At 39.3% G+C, this 14,846-nt stretch carries 19 protein-coding genes; 7 read left to right on the top strand and 12 right to left on the bottom strand.

The genetic code is table 11. The features are described from left to right. Positions 1–27: 27 nt before the first annotated feature. The 3 genes from EO131_RS06970 (at position 28) to EO131_RS06960 (ending at position 2,174) form a co-directional block, all read left to right on the top strand. Positions 28–1,227 (top strand): alanine dehydrogenase, encoded by a 1,200-nt coding sequence (locus EO131_RS06970; RefSeq protein WP_127020274.1) that lies wholly within the window; start codon positions 28–30, stop codon positions 1,225–1,227. Positions 1,228–1,232: 5 nt separating this feature from the next. Next, positions 1,233–1,619: a DUF4258 domain-containing protein gene (locus EO131_RS06965; protein WP_127020272.1), complete on the top strand. Its 387-nt coding sequence runs from the start codon at positions 1,233–1,235 to the stop codon at positions 1,617–1,619. Positions 1,620–1,718: 99 nt separating this feature from the next. Then, positions 1,719–2,174 (top strand): helix-turn-helix domain-containing protein, encoded by a 456-nt coding sequence (locus EO131_RS06960; RefSeq protein ID WP_127020270.1) that lies wholly within the window; start codon positions 1,719–1,721, stop codon positions 2,172–2,174. A gap of 16 nt (positions 2,175–2,190) precedes the next feature. On the opposite strand, the gene EO131_RS06955 is transcribed toward EO131_RS06960, so the two are convergent. From EO131_RS06955 to EO131_RS06930, 9 genes are all read right to left on the bottom strand, one after another. Next, the gene (locus EO131_RS06955) at positions 2,191–2,775 is read right to left on the bottom strand and encodes a CPBP family intramembrane glutamic endopeptidase (protein WP_127020268.1); all 585 of its coding nucleotides are present in this window, start codon (positions 2,773–2,775) and stop codon (positions 2,191–2,193) included. 453 nt (positions 2,776–3,228) lie between these two features. Continuing rightward, positions 3,229–4,332 carry a hypothetical protein gene (locus EO131_RS06950; RefSeq protein WP_127020266.1) on the bottom strand — a complete coding sequence of 368 codons (1,104 nt, stop codon included), beginning with the start codon at positions 4,330–4,332 and terminating at the stop codon, positions 3,229–3,231. Between the two features lie 209 nt (positions 4,333–4,541). Beyond that, positions 4,542–4,676 carry a hypothetical protein gene (locus tag EO131_RS17390; protein WP_262707783.1) on the bottom strand — a complete coding sequence of 45 codons (135 nt, stop codon included), beginning with the start codon at positions 4,674–4,676 and terminating at the stop codon, positions 4,542–4,544. A gap of 16 nt (positions 4,677–4,692) precedes the next feature. Then, on the bottom strand, positions 4,693–4,836 hold the full coding sequence (locus tag EO131_RS17110; protein ID WP_164731641.1) for a hypothetical protein: 144 nt from the start codon (positions 4,834–4,836) through the stop codon (positions 4,693–4,695). Between the two features lie 130 nt (positions 4,837–4,966). After that, entirely contained in the window at positions 4,967–5,278 is a 312-nt protein-coding gene (locus EO131_RS06945; RefSeq protein ID WP_164731640.1) for an HTH domain-containing protein, read from the bottom strand. Positions 5,279–5,298: 20 nt separating this feature from the next. After that, positions 5,299–6,255 (bottom strand): peptidase domain-containing ABC transporter, encoded by a 957-nt coding sequence (locus tag EO131_RS17435; RefSeq protein ID WP_313790029.1) that lies wholly within the window; start codon positions 6,253–6,255, stop codon positions 5,299–5,301. 39 nt (positions 6,256–6,294) lie between these two features. After that, positions 6,295–7,503 (bottom strand): peptidase domain-containing ABC transporter, encoded by a 1,209-nt coding sequence (locus EO131_RS17430; RefSeq protein ID WP_313790028.1) that lies wholly within the window; start codon positions 7,501–7,503, stop codon positions 6,295–6,297. Then, positions 7,478–8,647 (bottom strand): HlyD family secretion protein, encoded by a 1,170-nt coding sequence (locus tag EO131_RS06935; RefSeq protein WP_127020262.1) that lies wholly within the window; start codon positions 8,645–8,647, stop codon positions 7,478–7,480. Before EO131_RS06935 ends, EO131_RS17430 begins: the two co-directional genes overlap by 26 nt. Before the next feature lie 141 nt (positions 8,648–8,788). Continuing rightward, complete coding sequence (locus EO131_RS06930) at positions 8,789–9,961, bottom strand: proline dehydrogenase family protein (RefSeq protein WP_127020259.1); 1,173 nt, start codon at positions 9,959–9,961, stop codon at positions 8,789–8,791. A 91-nt stretch (positions 9,962–10,052) separates the two neighbouring features. Between EO131_RS06930 and aroB the strand changes: the two genes are divergently transcribed. Together aroB and EO131_RS06920 are read left to right on the top strand one after the other, a co-directional pair. Continuing rightward, positions 10,053–11,108 carry a 3-dehydroquinate synthase gene (gene aroB, locus EO131_RS06925; protein WP_127020257.1) on the top strand — a complete coding sequence of 352 codons (1,056 nt, stop codon included), beginning with the start codon at positions 10,053–10,055 and terminating at the stop codon, positions 11,106–11,108. A 95-nt stretch (positions 11,109–11,203) separates the two neighbouring features. Next, on the top strand, positions 11,204–11,539 hold the full coding sequence (locus tag EO131_RS06920) for a hypothetical protein (protein WP_127020255.1): 336 nt from the start codon (positions 11,204–11,206) through the stop codon (positions 11,537–11,539). Here EO131_RS06920 and EO131_RS06915 read toward each other — a convergent pair. From EO131_RS06915 to EO131_RS06905, 3 genes are all read right to left on the bottom strand, one after another. Next, positions 11,533–12,057 (bottom strand): DinB family protein, encoded by a 525-nt coding sequence (locus tag EO131_RS06915; protein WP_127020253.1) that lies wholly within the window; start codon positions 12,055–12,057, stop codon positions 11,533–11,535. The genes EO131_RS06920 and EO131_RS06915 overlap by 7 nt on opposite strands. Before the next feature lie 15 nt (positions 12,058–12,072). Beyond that, entirely contained in the window at positions 12,073–12,552 is a 480-nt protein-coding gene (locus EO131_RS06910) for an Lrp/AsnC family transcriptional regulator (RefSeq protein WP_036384670.1), read from the bottom strand. A gap of 102 nt (positions 12,553–12,654) precedes the next feature. Further along, positions 12,655–13,746 (bottom strand): M14 family metallopeptidase, encoded by a 1,092-nt coding sequence (locus EO131_RS06905; protein ID WP_127020251.1) that lies wholly within the window; start codon positions 13,744–13,746, stop codon positions 12,655–12,657. A 284-nt stretch (positions 13,747–14,030) separates the two neighbouring features. Between EO131_RS06905 and EO131_RS06900 the strand changes: the two genes are divergently transcribed. Then, on the top strand, positions 14,031–14,435 hold the full coding sequence (locus EO131_RS06900) for a helix-turn-helix transcriptional regulator (protein WP_127020249.1): 405 nt from the start codon (positions 14,031–14,033) through the stop codon (positions 14,433–14,435). A gap of 32 nt (positions 14,436–14,467) precedes the next feature. Next, positions 14,468–14,845 (top strand): DNA topoisomerase IV, encoded by a 378-nt coding sequence (locus tag EO131_RS06895; protein ID WP_127020247.1) that lies wholly within the window; start codon positions 14,468–14,470, stop codon positions 14,843–14,845. The last annotated feature ends 1 nt before the right edge of the window (position 14,846 follow it).

The raw sequence follows: 14,846 nt of genomic DNA, 5'->3' as shown, positions 1-14,846 counted from the left end.
GGTGCCCATTGAATCGATTTACAGCCTATGAACCAGCCTTCTTCCCCGTTCAGCAAACAGCAGTTATTGCCGCAAGAAGAGACCTTGGAGGTCATGAAGCAAAAAGGGGAACTTTTTATAGGGATTCCCAAGGAAAACCAATATCAGGAAAAACGGATTTGTCTTACCCCCGATGCCGTAAATGCCATTACCGCACACGGTCATAGGGTGCTTATTGAATCCGGTGCCGGTGAAGGCGCCAATTTTTCAGACATCGATTACACCAATGCCGGAGCAGAGATCACACGGGATACTAAAAAGGTATTTTCCTGCCCTATTCTTTTAAAGGTAGAACCTCCTTCCCTATCGGAAATCGATTTCATTAATCCCCAGACCATTGTTATTTCTGCGCTCCAGATTAAAACGCAGCGCAAAGAATATTTTGAGGCCATGGCCAAAAAACGGTTGACCGCCATAGCGTTCGAGTTTATTCGGGATGAAGATGGCAACTACCCTGCCGTGCGTTCCCTGAGTGAAATTGCCGGAATATCCTCCATTTTGATCGCGGCGGAATTGATGGCCAATACCGGACAAGGGAATGGACTAATGTTTGGAAATATCAGTGGGGTGCCGCCTGTGGAAGTGGTAATCATTGGAGCAGGTACAGTGGGCGAATTTGCAGCCCGATCGGCGTTGGGACTTGGGGCGAACGTAAAAGTGTTCGACAATTCCATCAGTAAATTAAGATGCCTCCAGACCAATCTGAACCGAACGCTCTATACTTCCACCATACAGCCCAAAAACTTGATCAAGTCCTTAAAACGTTGCGATGTGGCTATTGGCGCCACTCGTGGCAAAGACCGCTCACCGATTGTGGTGTCGAGTTCAATGGTAGAAAACATGAAAAAAGGGGCAGTGATTATTGACGTCAGTATCGATATGGGTGGTTGTTTTGAAACTTCTGAAGTTACGACCCACAGCAAACCGACTTTTGAAAAATTTGGTGTGATCCATTATGGGGTACCCAACATTCCATCCCGCTATCCGCGAACATCTTCCATATCCATCAGTAATATTTTTACCCCATATCTCTTGAAAATCGGGGAAGACGGTGGTTTGGAGCATTCCCTGCGGTTCGATAAAGGACTGCGGAGCGGACTTTACATGTATCACGGGATATTGACCAATAAATCTGTTGGGGATTGGTTTGGGATGAACTCAAGTGATATTAACTTTCTTATTTTTTAACATAGATGGGGTTTTTGAAACGATTGGGCTGGTATTTGGTAGGGCTATCCATTGGAATGCTATTTCTGGTCTTCTTTTTAAAGAAAAAATCGGGTGAAGGTGGTTTCGAAATCTGCTATTTCCCCAATTGTAGAGTATTGAAGGATATGCGTTCCAAAACGTTGACCTTTGGAGAAGACTTGCCGGAGCAATACCGCGACACAAGCCTGATCATGACATTTTTAATGGACGGGGATGTGGATTTTGGTAAAAGCGATACCAAGTCCGAGCCTTGTAAAGTTTATTTTGTTTCGCATGAAAACAATGGGAAAGAACTGGAACTACAGGTCAAAAACTGTAAAGAGCAAGTTATTGTGGAAGACATTTTATTATTAAATAATAGTGTTCCCTAAACATTTGGTCAATTCAAATGGTGTATCCATCAATTTGTAAACTAATTACACCAAGCAAGTATTATTTTTCTTACTGAATAGAAAATTAATGCAGGTTTTATGATTTCCCTTGGAATTTTCGTAACTGAACTTAGAAAGATAAATAAGATAAAATCCACTTCCTCGCAAATTTTTAAATTTAAGAAGAAATCAAAACTCAAAGAAGAGATTTATCATAGCATTTTGGAAAACCTTGATTCCTGGGAAATGCAAAATGGATTTTTAGATAATACAATAACCTTGCAAAGTTTGGCTAAGGTGTTGAACACAAACACCTCTTATCTTTCGAGTACAATTAACACATTAAAGGGCAAAAACTTTGCGTGTTACCTAAAAAATGTTCGAATTAACTATGCAATCAATCACATAATGGAAAACCCAGAAATAATCAAATCCAAATCCATGATCCAGATTGCAGAAATGTATGGCTTCAATTCCACGGGTGTTTTCACACAAGCTTTCAAGGAGAAAATTGGGGTCACTCCAGGTCTGTTTTTTAAACGTATTTCGGCATAGTGTGCTGAGTTCGGTATCAATTTGACAAAATTCCATTTTCTTTACCCTTCAAATTCTTAAAGTAGACAAAGCAAAAATAAATGCTTACCATTTGGAGAAAAATGGCCAATATAGATCCTTCAAACCCAAAATCCCCACCATTCCATATATTCTTATCTGAAATTTGAAATGTAAGCATGGAATAAGAATCCAAGCCACTTACATTAAAGCCAAAAATGGATTGAAAAAAGTTCCAACTAAAATGAAAAGCGATTGGAAACATCAAGTTTTTGGTATAGATGTAGGGCAGCCCCAACAATATCCCGGCCAAAAAAAGATTAATATTTCCAACTAAAGAAAGATTGGGGTTGGCCGCATGCAGCAATGCAAACAAAATTGCTGAAATTATCAATGCTAGGAATTTGTTCATGGACCCCATGAGGTTTCTAAGCACATAGCCACGGAATAGCATTTCCTCAGATACTGAAACAAGCAGAAATACCAGTATGGTCAAGAAAAACTCCCCTCCTTCATAGTCGGTCTTAACAAACTGAAACTCATTAGATATGTCAAGGGCAAAATAACCCAATGCCATTATGGCAACCCCTGCAATAAGACCCAATAACAAATCTTTTAGATGATTTTTTAAATGAAAGCCAATGTTAATCAATGGTATTTTACCTACCCATTTAACAAATACATAGACCACCAAGAAAGTGCCCAAAAAGCCAAATAATGAAGTAATTAGGTGTTGTTCAGTAGTGGCATTTGCTGACTCTGACGAAAGTTCATTCCCGGTAATAAAACCGCCAAAAAGTTGAAATAGGCCAACAATTACAACATATGGTACAACAAATAATAGTACACGTACCCAGCTATTTGTATTTGATGAAGATACAGGGAGTTCTTTCACATCGAAGTTTTCTAGTTTCCTCGTTTCAAATAAATTTTAATCACACCATTTGTTCTGTAAACAAAGACGAAAAATCTGTTACTCGCTAATATAGATAACATTCCAAACATGGGGATTGACAGTCTCCAATTTTGGTCCACGCCTAATGTTAAATGTTACAACTCACCAACCCAATGAAAATCCCAATTTGAGCATGGTCCTTTTGTCCAAACTAGCATATTCCGGTAAGAATCCTTCAGATTTGTGGCTTAAACCTAGATTTAAATAGAAACTTGAAGCATTATTGTTATTATTCAAAACTCTGTATCCAACATCTATTGCTCCTCCTACGCCAGAATCTGATTTGGAAGCACGAAAATTCATATCTTCTGGTTGGTTCCAAATGTGAAATTCCGAGTTAAGAATAATTTTATCCCTATATAGTGAATGATTGAAAAGTTTTAATCCAGTTCCGAAAAATAGTTTTTCTCTGTTATGAAACTGTCTAAAGTATAAATGGAGTTTGTGTTTGCTCTTTATCATTAGCCAAATATTTTCATCCATGAAACCACCAAATGGAGCCATGGTATAACCTATCCCCCCATTTGCCTTTAAATTTTCATTTATTCTGAAGTTGTTAATACCCACAAGCATAGGGTTGGCTAAATTGAGTAAGGACAACCAACCTATTTTTTTGGTGAATTTTTTTTCTTCAATGGACAAATCTTTATAATTGGTGTATCTATAAAATGCTTCATTGGGGCGGTAAAGGTTTTTTATGGCCCCATATATGTCATGTCCCACAATATCCCTTTCCAATTCATTTTCTTCTTCTTCTATTTCCGAAAACAAACTAGGAATTAAATTTGTTAGATAATACCCAATCAGAGAAGCCTTCCTTGTTATATAATCTATACCAAGGTCTTTGAAGTTATCTTCCTCAAAGGCCAAAAGTGTTTCTGTTCTTGTCAATAGGGCATAGTCTGATTCCAATCCTGCTGTATGCAACCTGATATAATCATCCAAATTGTTATTCCTTAATTCAATCAAGGTTTGGTCTGTAACTCCTTTAACGTAGGCAACACCTTTTAATATCGAGAAAGGTTGACTTACCGACCCTATTTCTAAATCAGTCAATATTGATCTATGCCCCTCCTCATGAGTAATTGATACCCCTAAAAACGAAATTCCAAATTGTAGAAACTTATCGACTTTAGAAGGGGTTTTATTGATTAACCTAGACAATATTCGATTTACAGATACATAATTTGTGTTTGTTTGCTGCATGGTAAACAAATTATCTCCGTTGATAATTGAAAAGTTGTAGGTGTGTGTTTTGTAAAGGCTATCATTTACTTGAGTATTTTGTGAAAAACCACAATGAGCAAACAATAGGAGTGAAATGAAAAAAAAATTAAGCGGTATATAATTAAAAGCCATAACTGAGAAAAGAGGGATGTAAAACCATCCCTCTGATAACCTTTTATTAACAAATATTAATTAGAAAGAAGGGCCAAAGCGGTCGCAACGAATCCCACAAGTAAACCTCCTAAAAAAAGAAATCCACCATTAACTTCTGTTAATTCAACCGAACTTAATTCATGTGTTCCAAAATTTTCTAAATTTTTCATGACATTGATTTTTAATTTAATCCTGTTTTTTATCAAATAGCAACATAGCGATTGCTGAGCCTAATAGAAATCCTCCCAAAAAGGCAAGGAATCCTCCATTTACTTCTTTAATATCTTCTCTTTTAAGTTCTAATACCCCATAACATTCTAGGTTTTCCATAAGTGTTATTTTTTAATTAAACATTGATTCTTGCAACCAAAGCCAGGAATTCTGTTGCGCGCCGCTTTGTATTACCTTTTAAATATGGGGATTGATACTCTCAAAAAATGAGAGTAAGAAAATAAAATTGTTAAAATGCGAGCACTTGCTCCATATTGGAAAAACTATATCCTCCAGAAAGGTTCTTTTCCGTCACATCATCCAAATCCTCTACATAAAAACCACATTTAAATCGGGTACTTTCAGTATATACATAGCTTTGCCTTACCAAGTCATAACAAATGGGCGCATTCATTTCTTTCATGGTCTCAATCATTCGAAACACGGTAGCCTCCGATACATTCAATCGTTTAGCCAATTGCCTTGGCCTGCCTGTTGCCTTTAACCGGATCAATTGATCCATACGCTCCATTAATGCTATTTGCTGGGTCAATTTTGCCATACTGTTAAACATTTATATCATTAGTAAATAGGTTTTAACACGGACAAAAACGATGGAAACTGTTGTTGCCATAAATTAAAATAAGCTCCTTTGGCTTCAAAAAGTTCGTCATGGGAGCCTTCTTCCAATACCTGTCCTTTGTCCAACACCACTATTTTGTCTGCATGGATCACTGTGCTCAATCTATGGGCAATGATGATCACTGTTTTACCCTTTAACCGTAAATTGCGTACTGTTTTTTGTACGTAATTCTCCGAACTGCCGTCCAATGAAGAGGTGGCTTCATCCAGCACCAAAATTTCAGGATCCTTGTATAATGCCCTCGCAATGGCAATCCGCTGTTTTTGTCCTCCGGACAAAGTGGCACCATTTTCACCCAAATAGGTGTTAAAATTATGAGGTAGACTTTCGATAAACTCCAAAATTCCAATCTCTTTGCAGATTCTGTATACTTTTTCGTAGTTGGGCTGGAGTTCCCCCACTGCAATATTCTCAATTACGTTTCCTGCAAAAAGATCAATTTTTTGAGGGACCACGCTCACCAATTCTCGAACGCTCAGGTTCTCCAAGTGACTGATATCTATGTCCCCAATCCGAATTTTTCCTTTTTGGATCGGATAAATGTTTTGGATAAGGGATACAAGGGTCGATTTTCCCGAACCACTTTCCCCCACAAAGGCAGTTATCTTGCCCTTTTGAATGGTCAGGTTTGAATTTTTAAAGACTTCGACCCTTGTCCCATACTGAAAAGAAACTTCTGAGAAGGTTATATCACCGATTTTATCTTGGGTGAGACTGATTTTGTCACCATCTTCTTCCCGCTCCAAATCCATGATCTCAAAAAGGCGGTCGGCAGCAATCAACGCATTTTGAATTTCTTTGTTCGCCCCGATCAGACTACCCAAGGGACCTGTAAAATATCCTATGATGGCATAAAATGAGAGTAGCTCCCCTGGACTTATCTGTCGTTCAATCACAAAACCCGATCCAGTCCAAAGTAGGATGATAACAAATACCTATGCAATGACCTTGGAAGACGTTTGGGAAAAAATAAAGTTCAAGGCAGATTTGTATCCTGTTTTTAACAATGTAATGAAACGTGTTTCGGTTTTAACATTGGCAAAGTCTTCCAACCCAAACCTTTTAATCGTTCCAACCGCATTGAGTGATTCCACCAACTGACTTTCAAGTTCGGCGGCATTTTCCATCACCCGACGTTCCACTTTTTTGTTCAACCTGTTCACTACCCAATATAAGGCAAGATAGATAGGGACAATGATGAGCATGATCAAGGCCAATTTCCAATAATAGGTGAACATTAGGGCAAATGAAAAAATAACGATTAGGACGTTTACTGTTAAGTTCAACGATACACCATTGATAAAGTTTCTGATCTTGACCGCATCGTTGATTCGAGATATGATCTCCCCTACCCGCATGGTGTCAAAAAATTGTTGAGGAAGCTTCAATAAGTGCTTGTAATACCCCAGTATCAATCGCGCATCTATCTGTTGACCAGTCTTTAACAGAAAAGTATCCTTATAATACCCGATAAAAAGTTGAACCACCAATAGGATCACCATTATTGTACTCAACAAATTAAGTAATTGAATATTGCCATTGACCAAAACATGGTCCGTGATTTTCTGGATATAAATTGAAGTTGAAAAACCCAATAGCGTATAGACCAAAGCGCCAATAAAGGCTTGAAAGAGGACGCCCCTATGCGGCCGCAACAGAAACCAAAACCGCTTAAAGACAGACACTTTTTCATTTCCTTTTTTAAAATCTTCGCTGGGCAATAAAAGTACGAGAACACCTGTCCATACTTTTTTGAAATCTTCATGGGAGTATTTTTCCAATTTGCCAGAACCGGGATCCATCACCTTAATGTGGTTTTTGCCCGTTTCATAGATTACGACAAAATGATGCAATTGTTCCTTGACAATGATATGGGCAATTGCCGGTTTTGGAATTTTAAATAAGCTTTCAAAATCACCTCGAACACCCTTGGCTTCAAATCCCAATTTTTCTGCAGCCTTAATAAGTCCATAAACATTTGTTCCCTTTTTATCTGTACCTGCATATTGCCGAATTCTGGAAATGGGAATTTGAAATCTATAATGTGCTGATATAGAAGCTAAACAAGCTGCACCGCAGTCTGTAATATCATGTTGTTTTATATTGATTTTTACCATTTCAATTGTTGGAAGTGATTGGGTCATGCTGTAAATCCGGGTTCATCCAATTATCAACTTTGTCATATAATAATTGATATAATGTCCGTTCAGTAAGTTCAAACCTTGCATTGAAAGTCATTCCCTTTTTTATGCTCCCCTTTGTTCCATTCTTAAGTTGTAAAAATGTCTCGTTGATTTTACAGCGCATTTTAAAAACAGGTTGATTGTCCATAAAGATTATATCTTTCGATATTTCCTGGATGTTTCCGGTTGCAATTCCCCATTGGTTGTAGTTGAAGGCATCAATTTGAAAGTTTACCGACTTAGTTTTATCGATCAAACCGATATCCAATGGGCTTATGTAGCATTCGGCCAATAATTCTGTATCTGGGGAAATTTCAGCAAGGGCAATTCCTGAAGTAACAATACTTCCGCGTTCAATTCCTGAAATATTGATCAATGATCCACTGATAGGTGCAGTAACAACATATTCCTTTTTACTTTCCCTGTATTGTGCATTTTTGTTTTGCGAGATCCTTAGTTGGTGCTCCATTTCTGTTAAACTGGTCTGCCATGAATTTGTTTGCTGTTTCCTAAATTGGCCGTAGGCATTCCTTGCCAAATCATAATCCAATTTTACATTCTCAAACTCCACTCTGGCAATAACACCCTTCAACAAGAGTTTGTGGTTCCTTTCAAAATCTATCCTTAATTTTTTTATACGAGTTAAGTATTCATTTGATTTTTCCAAAAAATGGAAGTACTCTTTTTGATATTTTGAAGAACGAATGCTATCCTTTTGTATTGACGCTGTATTGAGCAGATACTTTAAATCCTTAATCTGTTCCGATAATCTTTCAGAATCGTATTCAGTCAGGGCAATTTGCTCTGAGAGCACATTGCTTTCCAACACAAGTAAAATATCTCCCTTTTTTACGTATTTATTGTCTTCAATATTGGTCAATAGGACTTTCCCCGAATTAAGGCTTGAAACGGCAGCTCGCTCTATGGTCGGTTTTATAATCCCGTTGGCGGACGTATATACTTTTACCTTAATGAAAGGCAAGGCTACAATGGCCAACAATACGGAACCCAGCAAAAGACCATAAATAGCCATGCTTTTCACACCGTTTTTGGGTAAATATGCTTGTATGGTATTCTCTATGATTTCTTTCGGAAATATTTGCATGGACTAAATGTCCCCGCAAAAAGCAAAAATTGCAAATGAAGGTTGGTGCGATTTATAAATCTCACGTCGGATTTATAAATCTGATTTGATTTTTTTGGTATTAAACTATTTTAAAACCTAGGGATTGGTGGATTATAAGGATTAATCATCCAACTTTCTTCGTTTACGTTCCTTCTGCAACAAAGCCAATTCTCGTGATGTTTGTCCGGCCACAGAGGTATTCTCCTCTGCCCTTCTGATCAAATAGGGCATTACATCCCTTACCGGCCCGTAGGGTACATATTTAACGGCATTGTAACCAGCTGCCGCCAAATTGTAGGTGATATGGTCGCTCATGCCGAACAATTGGCCAAACCAAACACTATTGTCATTTGGATCCAATTTCTTTTCAGCCATCAGGGAAACCAATTTATGGCAACTTTGTTCATTGTGCGTACCTGAAAACACCGTGAAAATATCCAGATGGTCCATTAAATACTGAATGGCCGCATCAAAATTTTCGTCAGTTTCCTTTTTGGATTTGCATATGGGGGTGGGATACCCTTTTTCCTGCGCTCTTTCATTTTCTTTTTCCATGTAGGCCCCGCGAACCACCTTGGCACCATATTTAAAGCCCTCTTCCTTGGCCAGTTGATGGACTTGTTTAATGTATTCCATTCGGTCCCATCGGTACATTTGGAAAGTATTGAAAACAATGGCCTTTTCTTTATTGTATTTGCGCATCATTTTCAATACAAGGTCATCGGCCGCTTTTTGCATCCAACTTTCCTCGGCGTCGATCAATAAGGCCACATCCAGGTCGTGGGCCTTTTTGCAAACTTTTTCGTAGCGGTTCACAATGCGGTTCCATTCCGCTTGCTGGTCATCGGTCAACTCGAGCCCCGCACTCATCATTTCGAACAATTTGAACCTGCCAAAGCCCGTTGGTTTGAACACGGCAAAGGGAATCGCATCTTTTTCCTTTACAAAGTCCAACACTTCCAACGTCTTCTCCATGGCAAAATCAAATTGATTGTCCACTTCCTTGCCTTCGGCCGAATAATCCAATATGGAACACACACCTTTCTCGTACATTTTGTCGATAATGGGCAGGCAATCCTCTTCGTTGACACCACCACAAAAGTGATCGAACACCGTGGCCCTGATCAACCCTTCCACGGGCAAATGGGCCTTAATGGCAAAATTGGTCACGGCAGTGCCGATACGGACCAAGGGTTCGTTGGCGATCATCTTAAAAAGAAAGTAGGCTCGCTCCAGTTGGGAGTCGGATTTTAGCTCGAACGCTATTGCGGTATTCTCAAAATTGGGTTGCATTATTTGTATTCCATTTAATGATTCAAATATAAGTACGGAAAACAGAATCATTTCTATAAAATAATCTTTATTTAGCGTAGTAATTTGAATTATGGAGTCGGTAAAATCACAATCCTACGAAGTCCACATTGGTGCCTTGGCCCAGGCTGCACTGAATCAGCATGTTGAAAAGAAGAACTATTCCAAAATTTTTGTTTTGGTGGATGAAAACACCCGAAAATTTTGTTTACCGGAATTCAGTAAAACCTTTACCGGACACATTGACGAAATACTGGAAATCAAGTCTGGTGAGGAACAAAAGCACATACACACCTGTTTAAGCCTTTGGGAGCAATTGTCCAATTTTGATGGCGATCGAAAAAGCCTCTTGATCAACCTTGGTGGAGGTGTGCTCACCGATATGGGCGGATTTGTGGCCTCCACTTTTAAAAGGGGCATCGATTTCATCAATATCCCCACTACCCTGCTATCCATGGTGGACGCCTCTGTTGGTGGCAAAACCGGTGTGGACCTAGGTTCCCTTAAAAACCAGATTGGGGTGATCAACCAGCCCCAAATGGTGCTTGTTTTCCCAGAGTTTTTAAAAACGTTGGAAAACAGACAGGTGATCAGCGGCTTTGCCGAAATGTTGAAACACGGATTGATCAAGGATGCCGAATATTGGGATGTACTTAAAAATGAAGGAGCCTTTTCCGATCCAACAAACATTCAGCGGTCCATAGCACTTAAAAATGAAGTGGTCATGATCGACCCAACAGAACAAGGGCTACGCAAGATCCTCAATTTCGGACACACTCTGGGCCATGCCATCGAATCGTATTGCTTGGAGAATTACGATAAAAAAACACTGCTGCATGGCGAGGCCATTGCCATTGGGATGATATTGGAAGCCTATCTATCCCACGAACTGCAAGGGTTGTCCCGTTTATCCCTTGACGAGATCAAAACGACCTTCCTGCACTATTTTGATCGGGTGAGTTTTAATGAGCACGATATCGATGCCATTATGAAACTGCTGAAGTATGACAAGAAAAACTCGCACGGCGATGTCAATTTTGTGCTATTGCACGGTATTGGAAACGCTGTGACCGATATTAAAGTGCCTGAAAATTTGATTCTTAAAGCCTTTGCTTACTACATGGATTAGCGGCTTCATATACTATTTTTTTGCGTTCGCAACTCTTTGAATCCATCAAATTCGAAAATCCCTAGATTAGGGAAACAAACAAATAACTAACCATTATGAAACGAATTTTGATCGATTACAAGAAACTCGACCACACAGCGGCATCAATTCTAATTGATTCCTATCCAGATGGTTATGGCGATGATGACATCATTACCATCAAAAAACCGAATGGGGAGGTTATCGAGGCAGTGGAAATCAGAACGGATGATACGGTATATCTGGTGAAAATCAGCAAGAGCCTTTCCAACTTTATTGCCAATTTTGAGGAAACCATCGAAAAGGAATTGGAAAAAGACCTTGTTCCCGAAGCAGTATCGGAATTTGATGAGGATTCGTTCCGGAACACTGATTTTGATAGCGAGGATGTGGATTCAGAATCCGATTACTGATCCTTCAAGTATCTTTCCCTTGCAATTTTTACATGATGGGCCTGGTGCCCACAGATAATATAGCCCAAGGCACGTACACTCATTTGTGAGCCACTTGCCACGCCCCTACGTTCCAGCACTTCATCGGAAAAAGAGCGAAAAAGCGTTAGTGTAGACTCGCGTACGGCTTTATATTCTTCCAGTATATCGGCTTTGGTCCGGTTCGCAGCATTGGAATTCGGAACATAGGCATCTTGATCAAAACCAGGGAGATCGGTCTTGTCGTTTCTTGCAAAACGAAGCGCCCTGTATTGAAAAACCCGCTCCGTATCCAACATGTGAACCAAAGATTCCGCCAAGGTCCATTTGCCTTCAGCGTAAGCATGGCCCAACTTCTCCTCTGGAAAACTTTCCATGAGTGCAAAAAATTTCTTCTTGCCATTTTCCAATTCGGCCATGAGTTCTACTTCTCCCAAGGCCAAAATATAGGTGTGGTAATACGGATTGTATTCAGAAGTGGGAAGTTCTGAGGTAAACATGGTTAAACGACCTAATTAAAGTTCGTTGAAAATAGTATGCATCAAACGCTTTTTGTCGTTGATGCTTTCTTCCAAGGAAATCATGGTTTCCGTTCTACTGATACCATCAATGTCATCAATCTTAAAAATGATGTTCTTGGCATGGGTGGTATCGCGGGCCCTGATCTTGCAGAAAATGTTGAATTTTCCGGTGGTAATGTGCGCAACGGTCACATAGGGTATTTGGTTCAGCCTTTCGAGAACGAATTTGGTCTGATGGGTTTTCTCAAGAAAAATACCAACATAAGCGATGAAGGAATACCCGAGTTTTACATAATCCAAGGTCAATGAAGAGCCTTTGATGATGCCAGATTCCTCCATTTTCTTCACCCTAACGTGAACTGTTCCTGCCGAAATCAACAATTTCTTGGCAATATCGGTAAAGGGAGTTCGGGTATTATCGATCAGCATATCCAATATCTGATGGTCGATTTCGTCAAGCTTAACTTTATTCATGTATGGAAATTTTCAACAAAATTAGTTAATTAAGGAAATTTACATAATAAAATTGGTTCTTTTTTAAATAAAATGCAAGAGAGAAGTGGAATTTGTTGATTATTAGCTGACTGTTAACACCAAGTCCATAATTTCGGCAGGCAGGTTTTCCACGGAATCCGAACAATCCCAAGTCTCGTGCCCAAAATATTCGGTCAATAATCCGATTTCTGCAATTTCTGGTTTGAACAAAATGGCACCTTTTTCCAAGACTTCCTTATACCGTATACCAATCCTGTGCCCTATTTCTATATTCGGATTTACACTATTGGCATTATCCACTATAATATCAAAGAAAAGTTTTTCGTTCTCCGGAATTTTGAAATAATCGGATGTGCTATAGTTGGGGAAAGTATTATTTGCAATGGTGGTCAGCGCTTCCACCAGGGCATAAAAGATGTACTCCCGGGTTTTCTCCCGTTGGTAATCCTTCGGATAGTGTCCTGCTTCAAATAAAATCGTCGGAACACCCGCCATCTGAAAAGCGTCACCCACACAATTATCATTAAAACCATCATCATACCGCCCAACCTGACCCGGAATCAATTCTTGAAGCTTATTGTTCATGGCAACGATCACCTGCATGGCCACTTCACGATTGGGCGTAAGGTCACGTTCCTTATTACTCGCTGGGGATAGGAACGAAACGGTTGCGGGCTTGGCCACATTTCCAGCGCTGAACAACGTGCGTTGATCGTGCAAGTTGAAACAAAAATGGGGTTTAAAGTTTTGGAACAATTGGCGTAATGCTTGGCTTTCAGGTTGCGACCTTTCCTTGGCATCCCTATTAAGGTCTATCTGATTACTGTTCACACGGGTATAGGCTTTTGCGCCATCGGGGTTCAGCATTGGGACTATCATTAATGTGCATTGTTCCAAAATGGACAAGGCCAATTCATCTTGTGTCCCTAAAAAATTGACCATGTCCCAAACCGCCTTTGTGGTGGTCGATTCGTTACCGTGCATTTGGGACCACATCAAAACTTTCTTGGCGCCCATTCCTATCGAAAATGCCTTCAAGATTTCCCCATCTACCGATTTACCTATTTGCACAATGGGAGCATTGAGCTTCGAAAAGCATGTAGCATTTAATAAATCCATAGTGATGTATCGTCCGGATAGGGATTTTTCCTTGAATAGGGAATAAGCAATCATAGTGAAGGTTTGCGATCCATTGACAAAAGTAAACATCAATAAGTTTACAAATGTATCATCAATAATGATAATTAAATTTACATATGTAACTTATTATTTATCGGTATGTGTCGAGTTTGTTACAATTGCATACATTTAGTTTGTAGTAAATTATAACACCTAATATATCAGATAATTAATTTTATTTAATTAAACTCTTTGTTGAGATTATGATTATCAATATCACTATTATTCTTGGTGAGAAGTGGAAGTTGTTCTACCTTTGAATTATAAATTTTACATTTGTGAACGAAGAGATTGTTACACGGATTCAGCAAGTAATAGACTTCTACGGTTTAACGGTTTCTGCCTTTGCGGATGAGATCGGTGTGCAACGATCCAGTATATCTCATTTGCTCAATGGCAGAAATAAACCCAGTCTTGATTTTGTTCTCAAATTGATCACCGCGTATCCTGAAGTGGATTTGTATTGGTTGTTAAAAGGAGAGGGCAGCTTCCCTCCTGCCACAATTGAATCCAAGCAAAACGTTGATGAGAATACAACGAAGACAATTGCTCCGCCGATCGTTCCCTCTGAAACTGAATCGATAACCACCAAGGGCATTGGCTCTAAAACAATTAAGACCAAACAAATCGCACTGTTCTATACAGACGGAACCTTTGAGGTTTTCAACCCAAAAAAGGATTGACCCTTTCCTATTCTTTCCGTTACTTTGTAAACATGAAAAAACATGTTTTCCTCGGTATGCTTTTGCTGTTCGTTCTTGCCTGTAAACAACCGCCCCAAAGGGATTGTACTGACTTTAAAACTGGTAAGTTTTCGTTTACCACCACCATAAACGGAGAGGAAAAAACAACTTATTTTACGCGAACTATGGACATGGAAGTGGATGAATTTGAAGGAAAGATAGATTCCTCCACCGTTCGTTGGATCAATGATTGTGAATATGTTTTAAGAAACATGAACCCCAAGAATATGGAGGAGGAAAAATCCATCCATATCAAAATATTGACCACGACAGACTCCACGTATACTTTTGAATACAACGCCATTGGCGATAAGCGGAAATTTAAAGGAACTGCCTATAAAATACACTGAC

Source organism: Flagellimonas beolgyonensis, from assembly GCF_003992615.1.
In the GTDB taxonomy this organism is placed as follows: Bacteria; Bacteroidota; Bacteroidia; order Flavobacteriales; family Flavobacteriaceae; genus Flagellimonas; species Flagellimonas beolgyonensis.
Note: the sequence above shows the minus strand (reverse complement) of the source record. Positions and strands in the feature narration are given on the sequence as shown.